The 17091-nt window shown below is 62.1% G+C and carries 15 protein-coding genes; 8 read left to right on the top strand and 7 right to left on the bottom strand.

Going from position 1 to position 17091, the window contains the following annotated elements; all coding sequences use genetic code 11:
• Window positions 1-185 precede the first annotated feature (185 nt).
• From FHS81_RS08465 to FHS81_RS08455, 3 genes are all read left to right on the top strand, one after another.
• Window positions 186-1208, top strand: coding sequence for an LLM class flavin-dependent oxidoreductase (locus FHS81_RS08465; RefSeq protein WP_183751858.1), 1023 nt, complete (start codon window positions 186-188; stop codon window positions 1206-1208).
• 116 nt (window positions 1209-1324) lie between these two features.
• Window positions 1325-2254 carry a VOC family protein gene (locus FHS81_RS08460; protein WP_183751856.1) on the top strand — a complete coding sequence of 310 codons (930 nt, stop codon included), beginning with the start codon at window positions 1325-1327 and terminating at the stop codon, window positions 2252-2254.
• Window positions 2255-2295: 41 nt separating this feature from the next.
• The gene (locus tag FHS81_RS08455) at window positions 2296-2901 is read left to right on the top strand and encodes an alpha/beta hydrolase (protein WP_183751854.1); all 606 of its coding nucleotides are present in this window, start codon (window positions 2296-2298) and stop codon (window positions 2899-2901) included.
• Window positions 2902-2928: 27 nt separating this feature from the next.
• Here FHS81_RS08455 and FHS81_RS08450 read toward each other — a convergent pair whose 3' ends face one another.
• The 5 genes from FHS81_RS08450 to FHS81_RS08430 form a co-directional block, all read right to left on the bottom strand.
• On the bottom strand, window positions 2929-3471 hold the full coding sequence (locus tag FHS81_RS08450) for a flavin reductase family protein (RefSeq protein WP_183751852.1): 543 nt from the start codon (window positions 3469-3471) through the stop codon (window positions 2929-2931).
• A 66-nt stretch (window positions 3472-3537) separates the two neighbouring features.
• Entirely contained in the window at window positions 3538-5526 is a 1989-nt protein-coding gene (locus FHS81_RS08445; RefSeq protein ID WP_183751850.1) for a MacB family efflux pump subunit, read from the bottom strand.
• Between the two features lie 2 nt (window positions 5527-5528).
• Window positions 5529-6788 carry an efflux RND transporter periplasmic adaptor subunit gene (locus tag FHS81_RS08440; RefSeq protein ID WP_183751848.1) on the bottom strand — a complete coding sequence of 420 codons (1260 nt, stop codon included), beginning with the start codon at window positions 6786-6788 and terminating at the stop codon, window positions 5529-5531.
• Window positions 6785-8134, bottom strand: coding sequence for an ATP-binding protein (locus FHS81_RS08435; protein ID WP_183751846.1), 1350 nt, complete (start codon window positions 8132-8134; stop codon window positions 6785-6787). Before FHS81_RS08435 ends, FHS81_RS08440 begins: the two co-directional genes overlap by 4 nt.
• Window positions 8131-8877 carry a response regulator gene (locus tag FHS81_RS08430; protein WP_183751844.1) on the bottom strand — a complete coding sequence of 249 codons (747 nt, stop codon included), beginning with the start codon at window positions 8875-8877 and terminating at the stop codon, window positions 8131-8133. Before FHS81_RS08430 ends, FHS81_RS08435 begins: the two co-directional genes overlap by 4 nt.
• 383 nt (window positions 8878-9260) lie before the next feature.
• On the opposite strand from FHS81_RS08430, the gene FHS81_RS08425 reads away from it, so the two are divergent.
• Window positions 9261-10025, top strand: coding sequence for a hypothetical protein (locus FHS81_RS08425; protein ID WP_183751842.1), 765 nt, complete (start codon window positions 9261-9263; stop codon window positions 10023-10025).
• Between the two features lie 51 nt (window positions 10026-10076).
• Here the strand turns inward: FHS81_RS08425 and FHS81_RS08420 are convergent, their stop codons facing one another.
• On the bottom strand, window positions 10077-10985 hold the full coding sequence (locus tag FHS81_RS08420; RefSeq protein WP_183751840.1) for a LysR family transcriptional regulator ArgP: 909 nt from the start codon (window positions 10983-10985) through the stop codon (window positions 10077-10079).
• A gap of 126 nt (window positions 10986-11111) precedes the next feature.
• Here FHS81_RS08420 and FHS81_RS08415 point away from each other — a divergent pair, with 126 nt between their 5' ends.
• The 3 genes from FHS81_RS08415 to FHS81_RS08405 all read left to right on the top strand — a co-directional run bounded on the left by FHS81_RS08415 (window position 11112) and on the right by FHS81_RS08405 (window position 14287).
• Window positions 11112-11723 carry a LysE/ArgO family amino acid transporter gene (locus FHS81_RS08415; protein WP_183751838.1) on the top strand — a complete coding sequence of 204 codons (612 nt, stop codon included), beginning with the start codon at window positions 11112-11114 and terminating at the stop codon, window positions 11721-11723.
• A gap of 146 nt (window positions 11724-11869) precedes the next feature.
• The gene (locus tag FHS81_RS08410; RefSeq protein ID WP_183752043.1) at window positions 11870-13111 is read left to right on the top strand and encodes an ArsB/NhaD family transporter; all 1242 of its coding nucleotides are present in this window, start codon (window positions 11870-11872) and stop codon (window positions 13109-13111) included.
• 264 nt (window positions 13112-13375) lie between these two features.
• The gene (locus FHS81_RS08405) at window positions 13376-14287 is read left to right on the top strand and encodes a polyphosphate kinase 2 family protein (RefSeq protein ID WP_183751836.1); all 912 of its coding nucleotides are present in this window, start codon (window positions 13376-13378) and stop codon (window positions 14285-14287) included.
• Window positions 14288-14390: 103 nt separating this feature from the next.
• On the opposite strand, the gene FHS81_RS08400 is transcribed toward FHS81_RS08405, so the two are convergent.
• Window positions 14391-15581 (bottom strand): GGDEF domain-containing protein, encoded by a 1191-nt coding sequence (locus FHS81_RS08400; RefSeq protein WP_183751834.1) that lies wholly within the window; start codon window positions 15579-15581, stop codon window positions 14391-14393.
• 397 nt (window positions 15582-15978) lie between these two features.
• Here FHS81_RS08400 and dinB point away from each other — a divergent pair, with 397 nt between their 5' ends.
• On the top strand, window positions 15979-17085 hold the full coding sequence (gene dinB, locus FHS81_RS08395; RefSeq protein ID WP_183751832.1) for a DNA polymerase IV: 1107 nt from the start codon (window positions 15979-15981) through the stop codon (window positions 17083-17085).
• Window positions 17086-17091 lie beyond the last annotated feature (6 nt).

The following is a 17091-nucleotide window of genomic DNA, read 5'->3' as shown; positions in this document are numbered from 1 at the left end:
CCGCCAGTTGGCATAAAAAGGCTGCATCTCATTGACATATAAGGGTTTTATACCCCGTCCACATGGACACCGCAGAGTGCATGGGCTGCGGTCATCGAAACGGCGGTTTTTCTGTCATTGCCGGATCTGATGGACGTAGTATCTTGCACGCAGCCGCGCGGACAGGAAAACTAAGGAGCGCCATCATGAAGACAATCGGTTTTCTCTCCTTTGGGCACTGGGCGCCCTCCCCGCAATCCGGCACCCGCTCGGCTGGCGATGCGCTTTTGCAATCGATCGATCTGGCCGTCGCCGCCGAGGAATTGGGCGCTGACGGGGCTTATTTCCGCGTACATCATTTTGCCCGCCAGCTGGCATCGCCCTTCCCACTGCTGGCGGCGGTTGGCGCGAAGACGAGCCGAATCGAGATCGGCACGGCGGTTATCGATATGCGGTATGAAAACCCGCTTTACATGGCCGAGGATGCCGGCGCGGCGGATCTGATCGCCGGCGGGCGTCTTCAGCTTGGTATCAGCCGTGGCTCGCCCGAGCAGGTCATCGATGGCTGGCGGTATTTCGGCTACGTGCCGGAGGATGGCAAGACCGATGCGGACATGGGTCGCCAGCATGCCGAAATCTTCCTGCGCATGCTGGCCGGCGAAGGTTTTGCGGAGCCCAATCCACGCCCGATGTTCCCCAACCCGCCCGGCTTGCTGCGGCTTGAGCCTTATTCCGAAGGTTTGCGTGAACGCATCTGGTGGGGAGCTGGCTCCGATGCCACTGCCGTTTGGGCGGCGAAACTCGGCATGAACCTGCAAAGCTCCACCTTGAAGAATGACGAGACCGGCGAACCGTTTCACGTTCAGCAGGCCAGGCAGATCCGCGCCTATCGGCAGGCATGGAAGGAAGCGGACCACACGCGCGAGCCACGCGTATCCGTCAGCCGCAGCATTTTCGCGCTGGTCGATGACAGGGACCGGGCCTATTTCGGCAACGGAAGCAAGGAGCAGGACTCGGTGGGCTTCATCGACGACATGACGCGTGCCATTTTCGGCCGCAGCTATGCCGCCGAGCCGGATGCGCTGATCGAGCAACTCCGCAAGGACGAGGGCATCGCCGAAGCCGACACGCTGCTGCTGACCGTGCCCAACCAGCTCGGCGTCGCCTACAACGCCCATGTCATCGAAGCGATCCTCAAGCACGTCGCTCCGGGCCTCGGCTGGCGCTGAGGCATATATTATTGCAGTGCGCGCAATAATATATGCCAGATTGCATGCATTATCATTCATGGTGTCCGGGCTTATCTTCCTGTTCAAGCAATTCATGCGTTCAGGAGAGCAAAGCCATGCTTACCGCGATCAAGGGCCTGCATCACGTTACGTCGCTGGCTGCCGATGCCCGGCAGAACAACGACTTCTTCACCAAGGTTCTGGGGCTGCGCCGCATCAAGAAGACAGTGAACTTCGACGAGCCATCGGTGTACCACCTCTATTATGGCGATGAAGCCGGCACGCCCGGCACGGTGATGACGTATTTCCCCTTCCCTCACATTGCCCGTGGCCGCCCCGGCACCGGCGAGGTCGGGACGACGGTTTTCTCGGTGCCGAAGGGCGCGCTGGGCTTCTGGAAGGAGCGCCTTGCCGCCGCCGGCGTCGCGGGGTTGAGCGAAGAGACGGTTTTCGGCGAGAACCGCCTCTATTTCTCAGGACCGGACAGCGATAGCTTCGCGCTCGCGGAAGTCGATGGCGATCCACGCGTTCCATGGACACACGGTGGCGTCGATCCCGATGTAGAAATCCGCGGTTTTCATTCCGTTTCACTGCGGCTGCGCAGCGCGGGGGCAACGGCGGAGCTGCTGCAATATATGGGGTATCGCCTGTTCGAGACGAAGGACAACGTGACGCGGTTCTTCGTGCCAGAGGGCAACGGGGCGAGCGTCATCGATGTGGAGGCGCTGCCGGACGTGACTCATACCCGTGAGGGTGCTGGCTCCGTCCACCACGTCGCCTTCGCCGTCGAGAACCGGGCGGCGCAACTTGAAGTGCGCAAGGCGCTGATCGACACCGGATATTACGTAACGCCGGTGATCGACCGGGATTACTTCTGGGCCATTTATTTCCGCACGCCCGGCGGTGTCCTGTTCGAGATTTCGACCAACGAGCCCGGTTTCGACCGTGACGAGGATACCGCGCATCTGGGCCAGTCGCTCCGGATTCCGGCGCAGCACGCGCATCTGCGCAGCCGGATCGAGGAAATGCTGCCTCCCATCGACTGAGATCATACCCATCATTTGCAGACAACCATCGGAGACAGGCGATGTCAGCCCATGCCTATCACCATTTCCTCAAACCCGCCGCGCCCGGTGCGCCGCTGGTGTTCGCGTTCCACGGCACTGGCGGTGACAAGCACCAGTTTGCCGGGCTGATCGCCCGTCTGCTACCGGACGCCGGCATTGTCGCGCCGCGCGGGGACGTGTCCGAGCACGGAGCCAATCGCTTCTTCCGCCGTATGGCCGAAGGGGTCTATGACATGCAGGATCTTGCCGCCCGTACCGACAAGATGGCCGGCTTCATCGCCGCGCATCGGCAGGCGAACGCCGGTGCGCCGGTTTACGGACTGGGCTATTCCAACGGCGCCAATATCCTTGCGTCCGTGATCCTCAGCGCGCCGCGACTGTTCGATCGGGTGGTGCTGATGCATCCGCTCATTCCGTGGCAGCCGGAGCCAAATCCAGCGCTGGCCGGTGTCGATGTTTTGGTAACAGCGGGCGAGCGAGACCCGATCTGCCCGTTGCCCATGACCGAGGCGCTGGTGGATTACCTCGCGGCGCAAGAGGCGAACGTCATCACCCGTGTTCATGACGGCGGGCATGAGATTCGCAAGGAAGAACTCGATGCCGTCGCTGCGTTTTTCACGCAGTAAAGCCACAATCAATCCTATGCCTGAGGGTCAGAGGCCCTCAGGCAGCTTCGAGCGCATCATCTCCCTCCGGTCCAGCGTTTCGCCGTCCACGATGAAGGTGCCGTCGCCTACCGCATGAAGCGTCCGGCGCTCCTTGCGGCCGGTGTCGATATAAGCGGCCACCCCTTCAAGCACGACAATGCCGTGGGCCTCGACGATGTCGGTGACGCGGCATTCGATGTTGGCGAGGCATTCCCGCACGAGCGGCGCGCTGACATGCCGTGCGGCGGCGGGTGTCAGACCGAAGCGGGATAACTTATCCGTGTCCGCGCCGGAGCATGTCCCAATGCCGACCACCGTATCGATGAGGTCGACGGTGGGAATGGCGATGACGCATTCCCGCCTGTCGCGCAATGCCGCGTAGGAGTAGTTCCAGGGGCCGGTGGTGATGGCGAAATTGGCCGAGAAGCCCAACACCATCGTCCAGGTAATGGTCATCAGGTTGGCCTTGCGGCCATCGTGGGTGGAAACGAGGATCACAGGCCCCGGCTCCAGCAACGTGAACGCCCTGCTGATCGGAAGACTGTCCATAAGCCCTCTCCCTGCCGATACACGTCTGGCATTATACGCAGGAAACCCCGCAATGCCGAGTCCGCATCAGTTGCGGGACAGGGCCACGACCGGATCGAGCTGCGCCGCGCTGCGTGCGGGCAGGTACCCGAAAGCGACGCCGATGATCGTCGAGCACAGCATCGAGCCGATGATGGACGCGGACGAGTAGACGAGCTGGAAGCTGGAGCCAACAGCGTCGAAAATCGGACCGAGCGCCAACGCCAGTCCCACACCGCCAATGCCGCCAATGAAGCAGACGACAATGGCCTCGATGAGGAACTGCTGCATGATGTCGCTCTGGCGCGCCCCCACGGCCATGCGCACGCCGATCTCTCCCACGCGCTCGGACACCGTAACGAGCATGATATTCATCACGCCGATGCCGCCGACGAGAAGCGAAATCAGGGCGATCGCCGCGATCAGCAGCGTAAGCGTTTCGGTGGTGCTGGTGATGGTCTGGCGGATGTCGTCGGTGTTGAGGATGAAGAAGTCCTTCACGCCGTGACGCGCCGTGAGAAAGGCGGTTGCGGCCTGCTCGGCCAAGGCGGTTGGCACCTCGTCGGCAACGCGCACGGTGATGCTGCGCAAAGTGGTGTTGCCCAGAATACGCTTCTGAACCGTCGTATAAGGCAGGAAAACCGATGAATTCTGGCTGGAGCCGAAACCGCCCTGCTGCGGCTGCGTCACGCCCACGATACGCGCGGGCATGTTGCCGATCAGGATGGTCCGCCCCACCGGGCTGCCTTCATACTCGCCGAACAGGGCCTTGCGGGTGTTGTCATCGATGACGACATCCTGCGCCATGTCGCGCACGCTATCGGCGTCGAACAACTGCCCGTCCGCGATCTTGACGCCCTTGGCGTCGAAATACTGCTCGCCGACGCCGTTGATCATCGCGTTGGCGGATACCGAGCCGAAACGCAGCAGGCCGCTGGAGGACACGGTCGGCGTGACGGCGGCCACATAGGATTGCGTCGCCAGTGCATCGGCATCCGCGACGACGAGCGTCGTGATGCGGCCGGAACGGGTGTCGCCGAAATCGCGTCCGGCGAAGATCTCCAGCGTATTGGTGCCCAGGTTGGAGATGTTGGCGAGCACTTTCTGCCGCGATCCGGTGCCCAGCGCCACCACGCTCACCACCGAGGCGATGCCGATGATGATGCCCAGCATGGTGAGGAACGTGCGCAGCTTGTGCGCGCTCATCGACAGGAACGCCATGCGGAACGCTTCGCCAAGACGATCGAAGGCAGCGGTGATGCCCGTCTTCGGCTTCGCGCGCGGGGCTTCTTCGGGCACGTTTTCTTCGGTGGCAGCGGCGTTGCGCTCGTCCTGCTCCGTCTTGCGGTCAGCGATGATGACACCGTCGCGGATCTCGATGATGCGCTGGGCGCGGCGGGCCACGTCCATGTCATGCGTGACGATGACGACCGTCTTGCCGGAGCGGTTCAACTCCTGCAGGATCGCGAGAACCTCCTCGCCGCTGCGGGAGTCGAGTGCGCCTGTCGGCTCGTCCGCCAGAATGACATCGGCCCCGTTCATGAGCGCGCGGGCAATCGAAACGCGCTGCTGCTGCCCACCGGACAACTGCCCGGGCCGATGCGACACGCGATCTTCCATGCCGAGGCGGCCCAGCAGTTGCGCCGCCCGCTCCTCGCGCGCATGCGGCGCGACACCGGCGTAAATGGCCGGAATCTCGACATTGCCGATGGCCGTCAGCTCCGGCAGCAGGTGATAGCGCTGGAAGATGAAGCCGAAATGTTCGCGCCGCAACTTCGCCAGCTCATCGCTATCCAGCGTCGAGGTTTCCCGCCCACGGATGCGATAATGCCCGGATGTCGGCCGGTCGAGACAGCCGAGAATGTTCATCAGCGTCGATTTACCCGAGCCCGATGCGCCGACGATGGCGACCATCTCCCCGGCGTGAATCGTCAGATCGACATCCTTGAGCACGGCGAGCGTGCCCTCACCGGCAGGAAATTCCCGCCGCAGGCGCTCCACCACCAGCAGCGGCACGTCATCATTGGGCTGCGTCATGGTCACAGCCCCATCGGCGGCGGGCCGCGACGGCCGGGCCCACTGCCGGGACCGCTACCAGCCGCACCCGCCGGCGGCGCGGCGAAGCTGCTCGTCACGATGCGGTCGCCTTCCTGAAGCCCGGAAAGCACCTGCGCCCTGATTTTGTTATTGAGACCGATCTCGATCTTGCGCGACACGATGGCGCCGGATGGCTCCATCACCTGCACCGTATATGTGCGGCCATCCCGCGACGGCGCGCTGAGAGCCGTCGCCGGAATCGTCAGCACATCTTCCGCGCGGCCGAGCACGATATTCACCTCGGCGGTCATGTAGGTGCGCAACTGCCCGTCCGGGTTGGGAACATCGAACACGCCGATGTAATAGATGGCCGAGGAAGACGTCGACGAACTGGACGATGACGCCCCCGAGGACGTGCTGAAGCTGCTGTCGCTGGAAATCGACTCCGGCGCGGGTTCGATACGCTGCAGCGTGGCGTCGTAGCGCCGCGCGGCCTCGCCCAGAATCGTGAAGTAAACCGGCTGGCCCTCCGAAACGCGCACGATGTCCGCCTCGGAGATTTCGGCGCGCACGGTCATGGTGTCGAGCTGACCAAGGATGATGATCGTCGGCGCGGATTGCGCGGCATTCACCGTCTGGCCTTCCTGCGTGACGATGGCCAGCACGGTGCCGTCGATGGGCGCGGTGATGCGGGTGTAACCGAGGTTGGCCTGCGCGGTCTCGACGCCCACTTGCGACTGAATGATCTGCGCGTCGAGCGCCTGAATCTGGGCGCGGATCACTTCCACGTCCGCCTCGGCGGCATCCAGCTCGGCCTGCGAGACGGCGCGCTGGGCGGCCATCCGCCGCTGACGCTCCACGGTGATTTCGGACAGCTTGAGGTTCGCGACCTTCTCGGCACGCTGGGCGCGGGCGTTGGCAAGGGCTGCTTCAGCGGTACGCAACGCGTTTTCCTGCGTGATCGAGTCGATCTCGGCTACCAGCTCGCCGGCCTTCACCTGCTGACCGGCTTCGACCTTGAGCGACGTAACCCGGCCAGATGCCTGCGCGCCCACCGCCACCAGGCGCACCGGCTTGAGGATGCCACTGGCCAGCACTGTCACCTCGATATCGCCGCGCGACACCGGCGCCGTAATGACGTTGGCGGACTGCGACGCAGCCTGGTCGCGCTGATACGCCATGTAAGCGGCGACCAGCCCGCCGGCGACGACGAGAAGCAGCAATATCCTGAGGATCGTCCGGCGGCGGCGTCTGACGGTCATGAGTTTCCCGGTCCCGATGAATGCGCCGGCAATTGCGGCAGGTCGATACGGACGACAAGTCCGTGTGGTGTATTGTCATGCAGCGACAGGCGACCGCCCTGCGCGCGAACGAGCGAGCGCACGATGGACAGCCCGAGGCCAAACCCCTGCCCCGGCCGCATCGGGCGCTCATCCTCGACGCGCACGAACGGCTTCAGCACCGTTTCCCTGCACGCCTCCGGGATGCCCGGTCCATCGTCCTCGACTGTCAGCACGATGCCGCCGTTATCGCCATACCGCAGACGGATGACAACCGAACCGGCATAGCGAACGGCGTTATCGACGAGATTCGTCAACACACGGTGCATGTCGTCGAAACGCCCTGGGCATACGAGGCGATCCGGCCCTTCATAGCTCACGGCGTGGCCCAGCTCGACGAACTCGTCGGTGACAGTTTGCGAGATGCTGGCCACGTCGATGGGTGACAGCGCCGGATCGTTGCGCTCATCGCGAATCAGCGACAGCGCCGAGCGCAGCATGGCGTTCATCTGGTCGAGGTCGCGCTCCATCTGTGCGCGGGCGGTTTCGTCGGCAATGAAGGCCGTGCGCAGACGCAGGCGCGTAATAGGCGTGCGCAGATCATGGCTCACGGCCAGCAGCATCTGCGTTCGCTCATCGATGAGTTCCTTGATGCGATCCCGCATGCTGTTGAATGCCTTGGCGGCGCGGCGGATTTCATCCGGCCCCTGCTCCCGCAGGGGTTTGTGCTCACGGTTGACGTCAAAGCTCTCCGCCGCCTCCGTGAAACGGCGCAAGGGCGCGGTCAGCACCGTGACCGCCCAGAAGGTCATCACCGCCAGCATCGGGGCGAGGAAGCCGAACATGACGACCAGCCGCGCCCCCACAGGCGGCCCCGGCGGAATATCCGGCAGCCCGGAGGCGACCAGCACCATGCCGTTGTCGAAGCGCAGGGCGAAATCGCTGCGCGGCCCGGTCTGCTTGTCGCGCCTGTACATCGTCACGTCGTCACGCGATGACAGGATCGGGGCGGCGGCCGCATCATTGGTGACCGCCACCGTCGCCCAGGACGGCAACTCCGTGGAAACGGCAAGCCAGGGGTAGCGCCCGGCCAGCAGTTCCGACGCGGGGGCGGATGGTGCGCCTTTGGCGACGTCCCCGACGATATCGACCACCAGCGCCAGTTCAGCGTCGCGGCGCTCGCGATCCATCTCGCGCGGCGGGGGCAGCAGCAGAAAGAACGCAACCGAGATCAGAATCTGCGACAGCACCACCGAGGCGATGACCAGAAGCGTGATCTGCCCCGCGATGCGCCGCGGATTCAGCGCGGACACCAGCCATGCCATCATTGCCGCTCCACCTTGGCGGCAAACATGTAGCCGCTGCTGCGAACGGTCTTGATGAATTGCGGATCACGCGGATCGTTTTCGAGCTTCTGCCGCAGGCGGCTGACGAGAATGTCGATGCTGCGGTCGAACGGCCCAGCCTCCCGCCCACGTGTGAGGTCGAGCAACTGCTCGCGGGTCAGCACACGTTGCGGACGCGAGCACAGCGCCGTGAGCAGGTCGAACTCCGCCCCGGTGAGCGACACACGCGCGCCATCCGGATCGGTCAGATGCCGCTGGCGCGTGTCGAGCACCCAGCCCTCGAAGATATGCACCGGCATGTCATCCGCCCCGGCGCCATCTCCGGCGGCCCCATAGCCCGCACCGCCCTGCCCCGGCGACATCCGCCGGAGAATGGCGCGGATGCGCGCCATCAGCTCGCGCGGGTTGAACGGCTTGCCGAGATAATCGTCAGCACCCATTTCCAGCCCGACGATGCGGTCGATGTCCTCCCCGCGCGCCGTCAGCATCAGAACCGGAACGCGCGACACCGCCCGCAGCCGGCGGCAGATGCTGAGGCCATCTTCGCCCGGCAGCATCAGATCGAGAATCACAAGGTCGATGCGCGCATCGGCAAGCACGCGATCCATCATGCGCCCGTTCGCGGCGGCGGACGTGCGAAAGCCGTTCCCCTCCAGATACCGCGCGACGAGGGCGCTGATATCCGGGTCATCCTCCACGATCAGGATATGGGGCGTATCGCCCATGGTGCAGGCATCTCCTTGGAACATTGAAAGGAACGGGACACATCGAAGGGAGCTGGCGTGTCGACCAGAAAAGTGCGCGCACTTTCGTGAAATTTCGATGCATTGACAAATTAACAAATGGACAGGGTTGCGACCCGGCTGGCACCGGCATCCGCCTGTCCGGACGGCCAGTTGGAGTTAGCGCAGCGGCTAGGCGGAGGGAACGACATTTTTGTATCCGATTGTTTCCACCCGCCGGCCGGAAACAGCCCGGACACAAAATTCCGCCAACCGGGAATATCCAGGAAACAATCGTCCACGATGGTCGGGCTTCCCGACGGAGACCCAGCCCGCGATTGCAGGCGATGGGCGCTCCGTCACCACAGTCAAGGACAGATCAGCCGATGGATATGCAGCGGACAAGCTGGAAGGATATTAGATCGCAGGCCATCAAGGATCTTGCGACCCATATCGGGGCGATCGGGGCCATCTTCTGCCTGATTTACGCGGTCGGTTTCATCGAGTCCCAGCCGAGTGACAAAGAATCCCTCGACCGGGAAATGCTCGCATTCGCTGCCTCCGACGGACCGCGCGCCGGAGACCCGCACAGCAACCTCATCATCGAGTTCGAGGACATCTACCCCGCATCCGCGCCCGAAAAGGCAGCAGATACGCCGCCTGTCGCGAAAATCGCCGCGCTTCAGGCGTCCGGCGGCGAGAGCGTCTCGCAGGCACGCAATACGCCCCCCATGCCGCCACGACGCCCGGCTCTCACGGTGGCCGCCGCAGCGACGCAGAAGCCCGACACGCCGCGCGTCATGCAGCGCACCATGCCCAGCCCCGTGGCAAGGCCTGTCGCAAGACCAGTGACGCTTGCAGCAGCGCCCCTCCCGCAGCCCGCCAGCAAGCGCCAGACCATCAGCGCGCCGATGGAGCTTTGCGGCGCGCCGTGCAGCCAGACTATGGCGGTAGCCGACGGGCAAGCTTCGCAGGAAGCGTCCATGGCAGCTTCATCTGACCGCCCCGGTCCCGTACTGGGCGCTGGTCGGGCGATCCTGGGCTGGGTGGCCGATGCCTCGGACACGGTTTACAGCACCGGCAAGGCCGTCATCGGCAATGCCGTCGACGCCATCGTTCCCGATACGTCACGGCTGGAACGACTTCTCTGAATCCCGCACATGAACATGACCCGCCGCCACAAGCGACGGGTCATGTTTGTATCAGATTTGCCTTGGCCTCAGATTTGCTTTGGCTGCCCGGATAATCGCCAGCGTCAAAGGCGCGATGCTGTCATCGGCCAATCGGCTGACCTGCCAGAACAATGGCACCAGCAGCGGGCTATCCGGCAGCATCTCCACCAACCGCCCCGCCGCGAGGTGATCGCGCACGAGCTGGATGGGGTTCATCCCCCACCCCAAACCGAGCAAACTCGCTGTGACGAAGCCGTGCGTGGACGGCAGCCAGTGATTATGCAAGATTACATCCTGCCCCAGCACCTGCCTGATCCATTGCGCCTGAAGGTTATCCTTCCGGTTGAAGGCAAGCGCGGGCGCGTGGGCAAGTGTTTCGGGCGTCACGCCTTCCCTGAAATACCGCTCCATGAACGCCGGACTGGCCGTTGCGCAATAATGCAGCGCCCCCAGCGGAATGCACCGGCACCCCTGCACGGGCCTGTCGAGCGAGGTCACCGCCGCCAGCACGCGGCCACGCTTCAGCCATTCGGCCGTATGCTCCTGATCGTCGACAGCAATGTCCAGCAGGTGATCCGACACGGTTGAGAAATCCGCCAGCGCATTCAGAAACCACGTTTCGAGGCTGTCGGCATTCGCCGCGACGTTGATGGTGACCCGGGCGGACGATGACCCGGAATTGACCGGCAGCGGAAACCGCTGCATCAGCGCGCTTTCCAGCATGCCGACGTGCTCCATGTGCCGGCACAGCCACTCGCCTGTTTCCGTGGCCACACAGGGCGAGCCCCGCACGACGAGAACCGCTCCAAGACGTTCCTCCAGTTGCCGCACGCGCTGAGACACGGCAGAAGGCGTGACATTGAGCGCGTTCGCCGCCTTCTCAAAGCTGCCGGTGCGCACGACCATCACGACAGCATGGGCGGCAGGGTAATCCAGCATGCATTAGCCTTGCTTCATCAGGATCAGAATATTTAATTATGTTAATGCATGCCATGTCGATATCCAAGCTGCCTGACTGACAGGCGCATCTCCTCTAACGCGCCGACGCGCGGAGATACGACAGGGATGAATGTTTCGGTTTTCACGACCGGCCTGACAATGGGCTTGAGTCTGATCGTGGCCATCGGCGCGCAGAATGCCTTCGTGCTGCGCCAAGGGTTACGCGGTGAGCATGTCCTCGCCGTCTGCCTCGCTTGCGCGTTGTCAGACGCCGTTCTCATCATCGCCGGTGTTGTCGGCTTTCGCCAGATCGCCGAGATAATGCCCGGCGTCGAACCCGTCATGCGTTATGGCGGCGCGGCCTTCCTCATCTGGTATGGCGCGAAAAGCCTGCTGGCCGCGCTGCGATCCTCCGATGCGCTGGTGATCGGCAATGCCCCGGCTGCGCCGCTGGGACGCGTTCTCGCCACCTGCCTGGCGCTGACGTGGCTCAACCCGCATGTGTATCTCGATACCGTGGTGCTGCTGGGGAGCCTCTCGACGCAGTTCCCCGGCCAGCAGACCGTTTTCGCGGCGGGTGCGGTGACGGCGTCGTTTGTGTTTTTCTTCACGCTCGGCTTCGGGGCAAAGTGGCTGCGGCCGGTGTTTGCCCGGCCATCGTCATGGCGCATCCTCGAAGCCGTCATCGCCGTGGTGATGTGGAGCATCGCGTTCAAGCTTATCAGCAGCGCGCCGTAATCGTCACCCGCGCCCGCCGGGTGGCGTGACAAGTAAAGCGTATCGCTGTACTCGTTATCCCGTTGTTGCCATTGCGACTCCCGGATGCGGCGATTCGGGACGATGATCGCAGTCCTGCATCGCCGATGACCGGGAATGCGTATACGATGGACATCGCGATCGTCATCTTCCTTCTGGTGTATGTCGCCATGGGCTTTGGCAAGCTGCCGGGCTTCAAGGTGGACCGCACCGGCGCCGCAGTCATCGGCGCGCTGGCCATGATCGTCGCCGGCAGGATTTCCGGCAAGGATGCGTGGGAGTCCATCGATTATCGCACCATCGGCATGCTGTTCGGCCTCATGGTCGTATCTGCGGCCTTCGTGGTCTCGGGCTTTTATGACTGGACCGCCCGCCGCGTGGCCACGCTGCCGCTCGCGCCGCCGCTGTTGCTGGCCGTGCTCGTTGTCGTGGGCGGCCTGTTGTCCTCCCTGCTCACCAACGACGTCGTTGTCGTGGCGATGACGCCGCTTCTGGTTTCGGTGACGCTGGCGCGCGGGCTCAATCCGGTGCCGTTCCTGCTGGCGTTCTGCTTTGCGGCCAACACCGGCTCATCAGGCTCACTCATCGGCAGCCCGCAGAACATGATCGCCGCCCAGGGGCTGGGGCTGTCATTCAACGGCTTCCTGCAGGCCACCGCCTTGCCGGCCCTGTTGTCGCTGCCCATCGTCTGGGGCATCGTCACGCTGATGTATCGCGGACGCTGGGCTGCTCCCAAAGTAGCGGACACTGCTGCCCCGGCAGCGGAGCACAAGCCTCACAAGCTGAAGGTCCACGAGGTCATCAAGGCCAGCGTCGTCACTGTCGCCGTCATCGCCGCCTTCGTCTTTTCCGACTGGCCGCGTGAGCTGATAGCGCTGGCAGCAGCCGGCCTGTTGCTCATCAACCGCAAGATCAGTTCCACCGACATGCTGGCGCATGTCGACGGCAACCTGCTGATGCTGATCATGGGCCTGTTCGTGGTGAACGCCGCCCTCGCCGCCACCGGGCTGCCGCAGATGCTGTTGAGCGAGCTGCGCAGCATAGGCTTCGATCTCAGTGATCCGGTGGCGCTGTTCTTCGTCGGCGGGGCTTTGAGCAATATTGTCGGCAATAATCCGGCAGTGATGCTTCTGGTGCCGTTTCTGGAGCCGGGACACAACGCGTATGCGCTCGGCGCCGCGCTGGCGCTCGGAACGGGTTTTTCCAGCAACCTGATCGTATTCGGCAGCCTCGCCGGCATCATCGTTGTTGAACAGGCTGCTGCCAAGAAGGTGCAGATCTCCTTTGGCGAGTTTGCCCGTGCCGGCGTGCCGGTCACCATCGCCTGCATGCTGGTGGCGATGGTGTGGATCATCTTCCTTGGAAGCTGATGCCAGAACTTGCACCGTCTCCACCAAATGGAGACGGACCGCAGCCGGCGAACAATGACCGGAAGAAAGCGAATTTTCTGACCGCCTGCTCTGCGGCACTGCAATAACTTGTCATTATAATAATATTTGCATTTCTATACATTTAAAGACGCATGCCAACCCTTGTATATCTTTGCGATAGCTGGCATTAATGCATGTAATGACGCATGCATATGCCATGTCGTTATCATGGTGCCGTCAGGCGTCGGTGGAAGGAGGACGAACATGGGTCTGCGTGAAAAGCTGATTGTCAAACCCGGCAGCAAGGTCAGCCTCAAGGATATAGATCCCGCCTACAGCGGAGATTACAAGTCCGCCGAGCATGCGGCAGCGGACATCGCCGCAAATGTCGAGCAACTGACGAGCCTGCAACGCAAGCTCTATGGCGAAAAGAAGCATGCGCTTCTGATCGTGTTGCAGGGCATCGACGCAGCCGGCAAGGACGGCACCTGCTGGCACGTGCTGTCCGGCATGAACCCGCAGGGCACGGACGTCACCGGATTCAAGCAGCCGACAGAGGAAGAACTGGCGCACGACTTCCTGTGGCGCGTTCATCCGCATGTTCCGGGCCTCGGGCAGGTTGGAGTGTTCAACCGCTCGCATTACGAAGACGTATTGGTCGTGCGTGTCCACGATATCGTGCCGGAATCCGTGTGGTCGAAGCGGTACGATCTGATCAACGACTTCGAGAAGCTGTTGACGGACAACGGCGTGACCGTCCTGAAATTCATGCTGTACATCTCGCGCGAGGAGCAGCTTGCCCGTTTCGAGGAGCGCCTCAACGATCCAGATCGCCAGTGGAAGATCAGCGATGCGGACTATAAGGAACGCGCGCTGTGGGACAAGTACATCGAGGCGTTCGAGGCTGCATTGGAGAACTGCTCCACCAAGCATGCGCCGTGGTATGTCATTCCCTCCAACCACAAGTGGTTCCGCAACCTCGCGGTTTCCAAGATCGTCGAGGAAACGCTGCTTGACCTGAAGCTCCAGCTTCCTGCGCCGACCGTCGATCTGAACCAGATCCGCCAGCAATATCATCAGGCGCTGCAAGCCGATCCGCAGGCGGAAAAGGATATCGACAAAAAGGAAAAGAAGGACAAGAAAGAAAAAGACAAAGAGAAAAAAGACAAGTCCTGATCTCTGAACCTTTTCTTTCGGACAAGCATCCGGCAGCAATTGGCGAGGCGCCCGTTCTGATAAACTCACAACGGGCGCGTTCGGGTTTCTGCGGCGCCTTGCATTACGGCGTTATCCTGCTCGTCTGCCCTTCGCTGATATAAATGTGCACCTGATCGCGTCCAGCATTCTTGGCGCTATACATCGCGCTGTCGGAAGCCCGCATGAGATCTTCCAGCGCGTAACCGACACGCCGCGAACAGGCGATCCCGACGCTCATGGTCACGGCGTGGGTGACATCCCCTTTGCCGAGACCATAATCTTTCATGGTACCTCTGATGCGCTCGACGACACGCGAGGCATCGTGCTCCTCCGCCGCTTGCACGACGCAGAGGAACTCCTCTCCGCCAATGCGGAACAATGCATCGCTGGCGCGCAGCTTCGACGATCCGCGCTTTGCAAATTCCTGCAAAACATCGTCGCCGACGAGATGGCCATAGGTGTCGTTGATCTGCTTGAAATGATCGAGATCGATGAGGGCGACACACAGCGGAGTGTCATCCATCGCCCTGCGACGCAGGTTGCGCTGTGCGAAAGTGCTCAGCGCCCGCCGATTGCCAAGCCCTGTGAGCGGATCAACCTGCGTCTGCGCCGCATGCTCGGCTTCGAGACGCTCGCGCAGCAGCGAAAGAGTCAGGAAAGCAATGGCCGTGTTTGCCAGCAGGGACAGCATTTGCAGCGGGGTGGACCATTCCTCGGATAACAAGGCCGGCGTCAGATTGCCGTCCTGGAAGGCTCCGACCGAAAACACGATCAGCCAGGTGACGGAAATCAATGACTTGGCCGCCAGAAGTCCGCACAGCGCCATCCGCGAGTGCAGATACTCATGACGCCCTCGATACAGTTCATACGCCGCAAGATTGCAGTAGACGAAGGGGAGGACTGTAATCGCGATGTTACGGCCGATTATCAGCAAGTCACCGCTGGCGAAAAACGAAAACACCAGCCATACGACAGCGCCCGATATCGCGGACACGATGCCGATGGAGCGGCCCTCGAATCTCCGTGCCGCCTGCCATGCAATGCCATAGGCGGCCAGCAGCAGCACGAGGCCGATATCCCGCACATAGAAAACACCGATGTTGTCGGCATACGTCACGATAATTTCGAACAGCGCCGAAGCGGAAAAGAAGATGCCGAGAAACAGAAACCCGTAATTGCGATGGCTTCTTCGCCATGAATACAGCAGCAGCACTCCCAGCAGAAAATGCGCGGGAATGCTCACTGCTCGCAATGTCAGGGGATCGATCAGCATTGCGCGTCAGCCTGCTCTTGCACCTGCCCCCCTTGAGCCGGGAAACCGGATTGTCCTTCGCAAAGGTTGCTTGCCGTGCATCGGCTGAAAACCGTTGCACAATAAATATCCTCACGAATTCCATTCATCGTTCGGAGCGAAACTTTCCATGACAGCATATCGACCGGCCATACTGATAGATTCGCCCCCTATGGAGCACGGATTCTTCTATCCATAGACGGGACATATCAGCAGAAGCGTCAATCGCCAGTATGCAATTCTCCACAGTACAAAACATCGCATCGGCGAAAGTTTGCAAAAGGTGGACACCAGAGATCTTGATGTTCATGGTTCGATCTCCCATAAATGGTTAAGGCAGCAAACATCGGGCTGGCGAACGTATGGATTCGACAAGCGAATGACTGGCAGCGATACCGGCGACGAACCGGCCATTCTGCGTCGCATCGTCCATATCGATATGGATGCGTTTTTCGCCTCCGTGGAGCAACGTGATAATCCTGAGTTGCGCGGCAAGCCTGTCGCGGTCGGGGGTTCCCGGGAGCGCGGTGTCGTGGCTGCGGCCAGCTATGAAGCGCGCAAATTCGGTGTGCGCTCAGCCATGCCTTCGGTCACGGCCCGTCGCAAGTGCCCCGATCTCATTTTCATTCCTCCGCGCTTTGAGGCTTATCGCGCGGTTTCCCACCAGATCCGGGCCATTTTCGCCACGCATACGCCACTGATCGAGCCGCTGTCGCTCGACGAGGCCTATCTCGACGTGACGGAAAACCTGCAAGACATCGCCAGCGCCACGGAGATCGCGCGCCGCATCCGCGAGACGATCCGCGCCGAAACCGGGCTTACGGCGTCTGCGGGCGTTTCCTACAACAAATTTCTGGCAAAGCTGGCGTCGGACCAGAACAAGCCGGACGGCCTGTTCGTCATCACCCCGCGCATGGGGCCTGTTTTCGTCGAGACACTGCCGGTGGGTAAATTCCACGGCATCGGCCCCGCAACCGCGGCCAAGATGAACCGGCTCGGCATCGAAACCGGGCTGGACCTGCGCAACTGCGCCCTGCCCTTCCTGCGCGAGCATTTCGGCAAGGCGGGCAGCTTCTATTACTGGATTTCGCGCGGCGTGGATCACCGTCCGGTGCAGCCGAACAGAATTCGCAAGTCAGTCGGCAGCGAAGATACGTTCGACGCCGACATCTTCAACCCGCCAGACGCGCGCGAAGCCCTGCGGCCGCTGATCGACAAAGTCTGGCGCTACTGCGAGGCCAACGGCATTCGCGGCCGAACGGTGACGCTGAAGGTGAAGTACACCGATTTCCAGCAGATCACGCGCAGCCATACGCAGACGGACAACTACGACGAGCGCCAGACCATCGAAGCAGCCGTCGACGCTTTGCTGCTTCCGCTGTTTCCAACGCACAAAGGCATTCGCCTGCTCGGCGTTACCCTGTCATCGCTGCATGCGGAAAACGACAGGGCGCAAGCGCCTCTGCAACTCTCCCTGCCCATCTGACGGACA

Origin of the sequence: Pseudochelatococcus contaminans (genome assembly GCF_014195635.1) — a bacterium.
Classification (GTDB): domain Bacteria; phylum Pseudomonadota; class Alphaproteobacteria; order Rhizobiales; family Beijerinckiaceae; genus Pseudochelatococcus; species Pseudochelatococcus contaminans.
The sequence above is the reverse complement of the archived record's forward strand: the minus strand, read 5'-3'. Positions and strand labels throughout refer to the sequence as shown.

What these genes read in the sequence shown, in the direction of transcription:
- FHS81_RS08465 (WP_183751858.1), top strand. Translation starts at nt 186, where the DNA reads ATGAAGACAATCGGTTTTCTCTCCTTTGGGCACTGGGCGCCCTCCCCG.
- FHS81_RS08460 (WP_183751856.1), top strand. Translation starts at nt 1,325, where the DNA reads ATGCTTACCGCGATCAAGGGCCTGCATCACGTTACGTCGCTGGCTGCC.
- FHS81_RS08455 (WP_183751854.1), top strand. Translation starts at nt 2,296, where the DNA reads ATGTCAGCCCATGCCTATCACCATTTCCTCAAACCCGCCGCGCCCGGT.
- FHS81_RS08450 (WP_183751852.1), bottom strand. Translation starts at nt 3,471, where the DNA reads ATGGACAGTCTTCCGATCAGCAGGGCGTTCACGTTGCTGGAGCCGGGG.
- FHS81_RS08445 (WP_183751850.1), bottom strand. Translation starts at nt 5,526, where the DNA reads ATGACGCAGCCCAATGATGACGTGCCGCTGCTGGTGGTGGAGCGCCTG.
- FHS81_RS08440 (WP_183751848.1), bottom strand. Translation starts at nt 6,788, where the DNA reads ATGACCGTCAGACGCCGCCGCCGGACGATCCTCAGGATATTGCTGCTT.
- FHS81_RS08435 (WP_183751846.1), bottom strand. Translation starts at nt 8,134, where the DNA reads ATGATGGCATGGCTGGTGTCCGCGCTGAATCCGCGGCGCATCGCGGGG.
- FHS81_RS08430 (WP_183751844.1), bottom strand. Translation starts at nt 8,877, where the DNA reads ATGGGCGATACGCCCCATATCCTGATCGTGGAGGATGACCCGGATATC.
- FHS81_RS08425 (WP_183751842.1), top strand. Translation starts at nt 9,261, where the DNA reads ATGGATATGCAGCGGACAAGCTGGAAGGATATTAGATCGCAGGCCATC.
- FHS81_RS08420 (WP_183751840.1), bottom strand. Translation starts at nt 10,985, where the DNA reads ATGCTGGATTACCCTGCCGCCCATGCTGTCGTGATGGTCGTGCGCACC.
- FHS81_RS08415 (WP_183751838.1), top strand. Translation starts at nt 11,112, where the DNA reads ATGAATGTTTCGGTTTTCACGACCGGCCTGACAATGGGCTTGAGTCTG.
- FHS81_RS08410 (WP_183752043.1), top strand. Translation starts at nt 11,870, where the DNA reads ATGGACATCGCGATCGTCATCTTCCTTCTGGTGTATGTCGCCATGGGC.
- FHS81_RS08405 (WP_183751836.1), top strand. Translation starts at nt 13,376, where the DNA reads ATGGGTCTGCGTGAAAAGCTGATTGTCAAACCCGGCAGCAAGGTCAGC.
- FHS81_RS08400 (WP_183751834.1), bottom strand. Translation starts at nt 15,581, where the DNA reads ATGCTGATCGATCCCCTGACATTGCGAGCAGTGAGCATTCCCGCGCAT.
- dinB (WP_183751832.1), top strand. Translation starts at nt 15,979, where the DNA reads ATGACTGGCAGCGATACCGGCGACGAACCGGCCATTCTGCGTCGCATC.